Annotated in this window: 9 protein-coding genes and 1 pseudogene; 3 read left to right on the forward strand and 7 right to left on the reverse strand. The window is 68.7% G+C overall.

The annotated features are described in order from the left end of the window. The 5 genes from Q4A20_RS14185 to Q4A20_RS14205 all read right to left on the reverse strand — a co-directional run. Window positions 1–1,616, reverse strand: a 1,616-nt coding sequence (locus Q4A20_RS14185; protein WP_303123962.1) for an ATP-dependent helicase, incomplete at its 3' end; no start/stop codon positions are given. 99 nt (window positions 1,617–1,715) lie between these two features. Further along, window positions 1,716–2,357 carry a DJ-1/PfpI family protein gene (locus Q4A20_RS14190; RefSeq protein WP_147680571.1) on the reverse strand — a complete coding sequence of 214 codons (642 nt, stop codon included), beginning with the start codon at window positions 2,355–2,357 and terminating at the stop codon, window positions 1,716–1,718. Window positions 2,358–3,031: 674 nt separating this feature from the next. After that, window positions 3,032–3,460 (reverse strand): nuclear transport factor 2 family protein, encoded by a 429-nt coding sequence (locus Q4A20_RS14195; protein ID WP_303123966.1) that lies wholly within the window; start codon window positions 3,458–3,460, stop codon window positions 3,032–3,034. Window positions 3,461–3,526: 66 nt separating this feature from the next. Next, window positions 3,527–4,093 carry a DapH/DapD/GlmU-related protein gene (locus Q4A20_RS14200; RefSeq protein ID WP_303123967.1) on the reverse strand — a complete coding sequence of 189 codons (567 nt, stop codon included), beginning with the start codon at window positions 4,091–4,093 and terminating at the stop codon, window positions 3,527–3,529. 14 nt (window positions 4,094–4,107) lie between these two features. Next, on the reverse strand, window positions 4,108–4,866 hold the full coding sequence (locus tag Q4A20_RS14205; RefSeq protein WP_303123968.1) for an NAD(P)H-binding protein: 759 nt from the start codon (window positions 4,864–4,866) through the stop codon (window positions 4,108–4,110). 290 nt (window positions 4,867–5,156) lie between these two features. Between Q4A20_RS14205 and Q4A20_RS14210 the strand changes: the two genes are divergently transcribed. The 3 genes from Q4A20_RS14210 to Q4A20_RS14220 are packed head-to-tail and all read left to right on the forward strand — an operon-like array spanning window position 5,157 to window position 7,112. Then, window positions 5,157–5,441 carry an AbrB/MazE/SpoVT family DNA-binding domain-containing protein gene (locus Q4A20_RS14210; protein WP_303123969.1) on the forward strand — a complete coding sequence of 95 codons (285 nt, stop codon included), beginning with the start codon at window positions 5,157–5,159 and terminating at the stop codon, window positions 5,439–5,441. Next, on the forward strand, window positions 5,438–6,364 hold the full coding sequence (locus Q4A20_RS14215) for an ABC transporter ATP-binding protein (protein WP_303123971.1): 927 nt from the start codon (window positions 5,438–5,440) through the stop codon (window positions 6,362–6,364). Before Q4A20_RS14210 ends, Q4A20_RS14215 begins: the two co-directional genes overlap by 4 nt. A gap of 1 nt (window position 6,365) precedes the next feature. Further along, window positions 6,366–7,112: an ABC transporter permease gene (locus tag Q4A20_RS14220; protein ID WP_303123972.1), complete on the forward strand. Its 747-nt coding sequence runs from the start codon at window positions 6,366–6,368 to the stop codon at window positions 7,110–7,112. A 64-nt stretch (window positions 7,113–7,176) separates the two neighbouring features. On the opposite strand, the gene prmC is transcribed toward Q4A20_RS14220, so the two are convergent. Continuing rightward, on the reverse strand, window positions 7,177–8,061 hold the full coding sequence (gene prmC / locus Q4A20_RS14225; RefSeq protein ID WP_303123973.1) for a peptide chain release factor N(5)-glutamine methyltransferase: 885 nt from the start codon (window positions 8,059–8,061) through the stop codon (window positions 7,177–7,179). After that, window positions 8,058–8,185: pseudogene (locus Q4A20_RS14230) on the reverse strand (peptide chain release factor 1); the annotation flags it as partial. The pseudogene Q4A20_RS14230 and the gene prmC, both read right to left, overlap by 4 nt.

Here is an 8,185-nt window from a genome sequence, read left to right on the forward strand (position 1 = left end):
ACGGCGCGCAGGTAGGCGATGGCGTCCTTGATCTCGCGCCGCTCGTAGAAGCGGGTGCCGCCGACCACCTTGTAGGGCTGGCCGGAGCGCATGAAGGCCTCCTCCAGCGCCCGGGACTGGGCGTTGGTGCGGTAGAAGATGGCCACGTCGCGGGGGCTGACTCCGCACTCGTCGGCCAGCCGGTCGATCTCGGTGCTGATCCAGCGGGCCTCGTCGTGCTCGGAGTCGGCCACGTAGCCAATGTTCTTGGGGCCATCTCCGGAGGCGGTCCACAGGTTCTTCTCCCGGCGCCCGCTGTTGCGGGCGATCACCGCATTGGCGGCGGACAGGATGTTCTGGGTGGAACGGTAGTTCTGCTCCAGCAGGATCGTGCGCGCGCTGGGGTAATCCTGCTCGAACTCCTCGATGTTGCGGATAGTGGCGCCACGGAAGGCGTAGATGGACTGGTCCGAATCGCCCACCACCGTGAGTTCACCGGGTGGGACGGGTGAGTCGGCGCCGGAGGTGCCGGGCCCGCCCACCAGTTCACGCACGAGCACGTACTGGGCGTGGTTGGTGTCCTGGTATTCATCGACGAGCACGTGCCGGAAGCGGCGCCGGTACATCTCCGCCACCGCCGGTTTGGACTGCAGCAGCTGGACGGTGCGCATGATCAGGTCGTCGAAGTCCAGGGCGTTGGCGGCGACCAGTCGGCGCGCGTAGGCGCTGTAGACCTCGGTCAGGTGCCGTTCGAAGGGGTTGGAGGTTACGGCGCGCTCAGCGAACTCCGCCGGGGTGATCAGCTCGTTCTTCAGGTCGGAGATGCGAGCGGCGAAGGTCTTGGGGGTGAAGCGCTTGGGGTCGATGCCGAGCTCGCGCACGATCAGGGTGATCAGGCGGGTGGAGTCGGCGGCGTCGTAGATGGAGAAGGTGGAGCGCAGCCCGGCGGCCTCGTGCTCGCGGCGCAGGATGCGCACGCAGGCGGAGTGGAAGGTGGACACCCACATGCGCTCCCCCGCCGGACCCACCAGGCCGGCCACGCGTTCACGCATCTCTGCGGCGGCCTTGTTGGTGAAGGTGATGGCGAGGATCTCGCCGGGGCGGGCGCGGCCGGTGGCCAGCAGATAGGCGATGCGGTGGGTCAGCACCCGGGTCTTGCCGCTGCCGGCGCCGGCGATGATCAGCAGCGGCGAGCCCGCGTGGGTGACGGCCTGCTCCTGGGCGGGGTTGAGGCCGGTGAGCAGATCCGCAGGGTCGGCGACGGTAATGCCGTAACGGGGCAGGGCGCCGGGGCCACCCGCCGGGCCGGCGGCACCGCCGTCGACGCCGTTGCGGGCGCGCGCGGCTGCGGCGTTGGCCTGGGCGCGGGCGACGAGAGCCGAAACCTCGGCCTGGCGCTCCTCCCAGGTGGGGGCGGCGGCGGCCTGATCGGCGGCGGAGGGGGCAGAAGTCTCTTCCTCGGGGTCATAGGAGCCAAGGTCCTCCTCGGCGGGAGGCTCGACGTCGGCCCACGAGTCGTCGTCCCAGGCGGCACCGGCCGGGGCGAGCGAGGGCAGGACTGTCTCCGGCGGCGGGGTGTCGCTGCCGGAGCCGGGCATGGGCAGGGCGCCGAAGAGGGCGTTGATCGCGTCGTTCATCGTGGGTCCAAGCCTAGACGGTTTACTGCCCTGCCCCGGCTGCTGTCCGTGGTAACCGTGCCGACAGCCTTGGACATTCCCATCATGGCGGCAACTGGGTCAGGCCCGTGCCCAGGCATCGGCGGCCTGCGCCCAGGCACCGTAGTACCGGGCATCTCCGGTGGAGTACAGGCGCTCCCAGGCGTCGGCAACCTCACCGGGAAAAAGCTCGGTGACACGCATGACTTCCGCGGTGAAGGGCACCGCATTGAGGCCCGATGCCGTGGTCACGCCGCGGTCGGAGACCACGGCAGCGTCGACGTAGCGGTCGGCTCCTCGATAGCCGCTCGCAGCCAGGAAGTCCGCAGAGTTGGAGGTGTGCCTACGCTCGTCGAGCACACCGGCCCGTGCCAGCAGATAGGTGGCGCCGCAGATGGCCGCCACCGGCACCTGCGCTGTGAGCATTTCCCTGACAGTAGCGATCAGCCGTTCGTGTCCCGCGTGGTAGTGGTCCCCTCCCGGGATGACCAGGGCGGCCAGGGCGCCCTCTGCTCGCAGCGAGGACAGGTCACCGAGGTCCACGGTGGGGGTGACCGGCATACCTCCCTGAGACCGCGCGGGTTCGAGACCATCTCCCACCAGCAGCAGCTCGAACCGTCCAGGATGCATGCGCTCCGCCACGGTGATCTGGGCAGTCAGGTAGGCGTACTCCCAGTCGGCCATGGTTTCGGTGACGTATAGGGCGATTGAACGGCAATGCATGAAGATTCCTCTCTGTGGCAGGTTCGCTGCCCAGTGAATCACGGCGGTCAGCCATAATTGCGCCTCACCCAACGTCCTTGTGGGGTTGTCCCGCGTCCTCGCACAACCCGCCAAGTTAAGGGGCTCTTCGCGTTTGGGGGTGCGGGTGGAGCCGGGAGTCGGCTCGCCGACGTGCTTTGCGCTGACCTCGTCTGCTACGCAGGTTCGATGTCTACTACTCCGGTTCGGTGTCTGCTGAAGGGTTCTGAACCCTTCAGCGAAGGTCAAACTGGCGTAGTAGACGCCGAAGGGGCGTACCCAACGATCTGCCCCTGGCCTCGACCCCACTCGCTCTACGCCCGCGACGCCGCCCCGAGGACGTCCCCGTTGGCCGAAACGTCCTCGTCAGCCTCAGAACGTCCGCGCATGCCCCACCACGTCGCTGCCCGGACGCCCGAGCACGACCTCGCGCGCCCGAGCACGACCACCTAGTCGGGCCGGTGCACACCGAATAGCGCGCCGAACACGACCACCCGCGGGCCCGAACCACCACACCCACAAACAACACGAAGAGCCAGTTAAGGTCGCAGTCTTGAACTTCAGGACATCGGCACCGTTGTCCTTTGGCGAAAGCGGGCTGAGCCCGTCCCCCGCTGAATCGGGAGACGGGCTCAGCACCACCGCATCAACGCACGTCAGTAGTCGCGCGTCTGGGAGATCACGAAGTGCTGCTCACGGCGGCTGATCCGCCAAACACCGTCACGCAGAACCAGGGTGTCGATGTAGCGGATCGAATGGGACAGGAGAACGTCCTTGCCGTCCTGTTCCTGAACGAGCAGGGCCTGACCATAGTGGACATCAGTGGCGGTGTCGCCGTCGATCGTGATGACCTGCTGGCCGTTGATGTGGAAGGAGGTCTTGACGCCGGTCATGGCGGCTCCGAAGAGCTCGACCAGCTGGTCGGCACCGTCGAACTCCATCATCTTCGAGCCGTCGGCGTTGTAGACCTCGACGTGGGCGTCCGGGGTGAACAGCTTGGACTGCTCGGCGACGTCGATCTCCAGGTTGGAGAAGCGGTCAATGACCTCGCGGATGGCGTCCTTGTGCTCGAGTTCGGTGGGCATTAGCCTTCTCGCTTTCTCAAGGTGGTTCGAGTTGACGTTGCGCATCGGCATGGGCCGACCGCCTGGCTACTTCTCGCGGATGACCCGCGCCGGCACGCCGGCGACGACGCTGCGGGGCGGGACGTCCTTGGTGACCACGGCTCCGCCGGCGATCACGGCGTCGTCACCCACGGTGACTCCGGGCATGATCGAGGCACCCGCACCGATCCACACCCGTCGCCCGATGGCGATGGGGTGGCAGTTGAGGATGGTGACGTCGTCAAGCCGGTGGTTGTCGGTGACCGCGGTGACGCTGGGCCCGATGAAGGTGCCCTCACCGATGCTGATCCCGCCGATCGACATGGCCGTGAAGCTGTGGTTGATCAGTACGTTCGGGGCGATGTGCATTCGCTTGCCGAAGTCGATCTGCATGGGGTGGATGAGCCGAATGGATGGGTCCAGTGGCCCGTCCAGTCCCAGTAGGTCGCCCCACATTCCGGGCAGTGCCGGGTCGGAGGGGCGGGTGAGGTTGATGTCGAACATGAGGTCGCGGCAGCGGGCGAACTCGACTCGCACGATGTCTGTGTACTCCTGCTCGAACAGGTCTACGTCGTCGCCGTCGCGCAGGCGGTCCCAGATGTCCTTATGCGCCATTCCGGACCCTGCCGTCACTTACCCAGCCGGGCGACGTCATCCTGCACGCGCTGCGGCTCGCTGGCCAGCGGCACGTTGTTGGTGTCGAGCACGCCATCGAGTGCGCCGGCCTCGTCAGCGCGCGTCGCGGCGAATAGGGCCTCGAAGTCGGTGACGGGCGCGCCCGCCTTGCTGAATACCTCCACGGTGCGGCGCGTGCCGGAGGGGTTGAGGGAGCCCTCCAGGAGGACCTGGGCGATGTGACGCCGGTCGACTCCGGGCTGCCCGGTGACCAGGTCGCCCTGGCGCAGGTCGATCTGCCGGTCGGCGGGGCCCTGGTAGTCGAACCAGCCGGGACGCACAATGGTGTAGGGGTGACCGGATGCGCGCACGAGCCGCTCGGCGCGACGCTTCCACTCGATGAACTCGTAACCGCTGGCACCGGCACGGGCGGAGTGGGAGACGTTCATGGTGGTCATGAGGCTGATGTGGGTCGCTCCGTCCCCCAGGGCTGCGACCGCGGCGCGGACCACGTCGTAGAAGGTCGCCCCGCCCTTGCCGTCATTGTCGGTGCCGTGGGTGAGGACGACGGCGTCGACGTCCTGCAGCAGCGGGCGCAGTGCCTCCACATCGGTGGCGGCCGCCTCGACGACCTCGGCGCCGTCGGCCAAGGAGCGGCGGGCGCGGGCGGCACTCCGGGTGACGGCCCGGACCTCCAGACCGCGCTGCAGCGCCTCGTCGACGACGACGCGTCCTACCTGTCCGGTGGCTCCAATGGCGAGGATGGTGGTCATTAGGGGTGCTCTTTTCTGCACTTGCGGTTCGGTCCGGGCGAGTCCCGGAGAGGTGGTGTTGCCGGCCGGGGCGCCCGTCGCGGAGCGGGTCCTGACTGCCGGTGCGCAGAATCGTCCCGCATTCCAACCGACGCTTCCAGGTCGCGCGAAACGGGGCCTGGCAGGACTCCCCTCGACCGAGCGTCACGCTTGCGGCCGGTGGACTGTCCGCACCCGCTTGCAGAAAGCCGCCCCAACTTCTCACACTACTCCTCTTTGTCTTACTTTTCCCACTCGTGTAACCTGTGGCCGTGAACACACCACCTGGACCGCGGCCCGGTAAGTTCGCCGCCACCATCACGCTCGGCCCCAAGGGACAGATCGTCATTCCCAAGGCCGCCCGCGACCTGTGCGGGATCCAGCCCGGGGACAGCGTCCTCCTCCTGGCGGACGCCGAGCAGGGCATCGCCATCGTCCGTCATGAACTCTTCGAGGAGTTCATCGCCACCGCCCTGGGCGGCGCCGCGCAGCCCCCGACCACCCCCAACGACGCCCAGCCGCCAACCGCCCAGCACACGCCCAAGGCCAAGCCATGAGCGCCGTCGTCTGTGAGGACGTCACCCAGCGCTTCGGCGACCTGACCGCCCTGGACTCAGTCAGCCTGGAGGTCCAAACCGGCGAGATCCTTGGGATCATCGGCCCCAACGGCGCCGGGAAGACCACCCTTCTCAGCCGGATCGAGGGTCTGGCCACGCCGACGGCGGGCCGCATCGAGGTCCTGGGCCTGGATCCCGTCGCCGACGCGCACGCCCTGTCCCTGCGCACCGGCATCCAGCTGCAGCAGGCCGCCCTGCCACCACGACTCAAGGTCGGCGAGGCGCTGGAGCTGTTCTCTTCCTTCTACCCACGCACCCAGCCGTGGCGTCCCCTCCTGGAGCGCCTGGGCATCGCCGCCAAGGCGGGAGCCTACGTGGACAAGCTGTCCGGCGGGCAGCGCCAGCGGGTCTTCATCGCCCTGGCCCTGCTCCACGAGCCCGAACTCGTGTTCCTCGACGAGTTGACCACGGCCCTGGACCCGCAGGCTCGCCTGGCCATGTGGGACGTCGTGCGCGACATCCGCGACGGCGGCACAACAGTGGTCCTGACCACCCACTACATGGAGGAGGCGGAGGCCCTGTGCGACCGGGTAGGCATCATCGACCACGGCCATCTCATCGCCCTGGATACAGTCCCTGCCCTCATCTCCGCGCACGGCGGCCCCGCCACCCTTCAGCTCGAACTGTCTCGGGAAGCGCCGGACTCCCTGTCCGGGCTCGAGGGCGTGAACGGCGTCGAACGGGGGCGCAGCGCCACCGGCACGCCCACCGCGACCGTACGCGGGACCGGAGCCTTCGCCCAGCGGGTCCTGGAACACCTGAACAGGTGCGGCGTAGCGGTGAGCACCATGTCCACCACCGCCCCGTCCCTGGAGGACGTCTTCCTGAACCTCACCGGCCGTTCGATGCGAGAGGAGCATTGAGATGCGCGCCTACAAGACCCTGATGGTCATGCTCATCCGCTCGTCCCTGCGCGAGCCGATCGGCCTGTTCTTCTCCATCGTCTTCGCACCCCTGCTGGTGGTGATCCTAGGGGCGGTCTTCGGCAACGACCCGATGCCGCAGTTCGGCAACCGGGGTTTCGTCGACGCGATCCTGCCGTCCTGCGCCGCCATGGTCATGGGTATGACCGGCTTCATGCTGCTACCGATCAGCCAGCTCCAGGCCCGCGAGTCCGGCGCCCTGAGCCGCCTGCGCGCCACGCCCCTGAGCCCGTGGACATACGTGGCCGCGGACCTGACCGTCAACACGGTCATCACCCTGGTCGGCGTGATCCTGGCGCTGCTGGTCGGCTCGCTCAGCTTCGGCGCCACGATGAGCGGCAGCGTGCCCGGCGTGCTGGGAGCCGTGCTCCTGGGCCTGGTCGCCTTCCTGACCCTGGGCTACGCGCTGGCCGCGATCTACCCCGGTTCCAAGGCGGCCAACGGAATCGGCAACGGCCTGTTCCTCACGTCGATCCTGACCTCCGGGGCCTTCATCCCCACCGCCGAGGTTCCCGCAGGCCTGGAGCGGATCCAGAAGGTCTCGCCCTTCTATTACCTCTCCGAGCTGCTGCGCGGACAGTGGACCGGACAGGCATGGTCCCAGTACACAACAGCCGTGGTGGTACTAGTCGTCATGACGGTGGTCTGCGCGACCCTGGGGGCGCGCCTATTCAAGTGGGGTGCATAGTCCGCACACACGACATGCGGCGTGATGGCCACCGGCCGGGTATCACCCGTGCCGAAGGGCGGGCTCAAGCCCGTGAGGCTAGCTCGGTGACGGCCCGTAGGTAGCGGTCACGACCGGCGAGGTCCTGGCCGGTGACCGCCTCGGTGAAGCCGGCACCGAGGGCGGCCGCCCGCAGCGCGGCCCCCTGCCCGGGGTCATGTTCCATGACCAGCACCCCGCCGGGGCGCAGGAGCGCCGCCGCTCGTTTCAGGATGGCGCGGGGTATCGCCAATCCGTCCACTCCCCCGCCATAGAGGGCCAGGGCCGGGTCATGCCGCTCGGTCTCCAGATCCTCCACCGCTCCCGCGGGCACGTACGGCGGGTTGGACACGACCACATCGACTCGCCCGTCCAGTTCTGCGAGCACGGCCGGGTCACTGGCGTCACCGCGGATGGTCCTCACCCGTCCCGGCGCCAGGTGCTCGCTGTTCTCCCGCGCCAGTGCGACGGCGTCGGGGGCTGTTTCAACCGCCCATACGCGGGCCGTGGAAACCTCCACGGCGACCGCAACGGCGATGGCGCCCGAGCCGGCGCACAGATCGACGACCACGGGGGCGCGTCCCTGTTCCGCCGCGACAGCGCGGGCGGCATCGACCGCCGCCCCGGCCACGACCTCCGTCTCGGGGCGGACGATGAACACGCCGGGTCGGCAGGTGAGCTCCAGCCCCCGGAACCACATCACGCCCAGGATGTGCTGCAGCGGCACGCGGGCGGCCCGGCGCTCCACCAATGCCGCGTATGCGGCGGCAAAGCCCTCCGGGACGCCGTCGGCGAGCAGCACCGGCCCGCCCAGCAGGTGCTCGGCCAGTAGCCGGGCGTCGACGTCCGGCGAGGAGACCCCCGCCCGGGCTAGTGTCTGCCCCGCCTCGCGCACGAGGCGCCGCAGCGCGTAGCGGTCGAGTGCGGTCACGGTTGCTCGCCGGCGGCGGCCAGGCGCTCGGCCTCATCCATGGCGATGGCCGAGTCGACGACCGGGCCGAGGTCGCCGTCGAGCACGGCGTCGAGGTTGTAGGCCTTGTAGCCGGTGCGGTGGT

Source organism: Actinomyces sp. (assembly GCF_030530635.1).
In the GTDB taxonomy this organism is placed as follows: domain Bacteria; phylum Actinomycetota; class Actinomycetes; order Actinomycetales; family Actinomycetaceae; genus Actinomyces.

What these genes read in the sequence shown, in the direction of transcription:
- Q4A20_RS14195 (WP_303123966.1), bottom strand. Translation starts at nt 3,460, where the DNA reads ATGCCCACCGAACTCGAGCACAAGGACGCCATCCGCGAGGTCATTGAC.
- Q4A20_RS14190 (WP_147680571.1), bottom strand. Translation starts at nt 2,357, where the DNA reads ATGCATTGCCGTTCAATCGCCCTATACGTCACCGAAACCATGGCCGAC.
- Q4A20_RS14215 (WP_303123971.1), top strand. Translation starts at nt 5,438, where the DNA reads ATGAGCGCCGTCGTCTGTGAGGACGTCACCCAGCGCTTCGGCGACCTG.
- Q4A20_RS14205 (WP_303123968.1), bottom strand. Translation starts at nt 4,866, where the DNA reads ATGACCACCATCCTCGCCATTGGAGCCACCGGACAGGTAGGACGCGTC.
- Q4A20_RS14200 (WP_303123967.1), bottom strand. Translation starts at nt 4,093, where the DNA reads ATGGCGCATAAGGACATCTGGGACCGCCTGCGCGACGGCGACGACGTA.
- Q4A20_RS14220 (WP_303123972.1), top strand. Translation starts at nt 6,366, where the DNA reads ATGCGCGCCTACAAGACCCTGATGGTCATGCTCATCCGCTCGTCCCTG.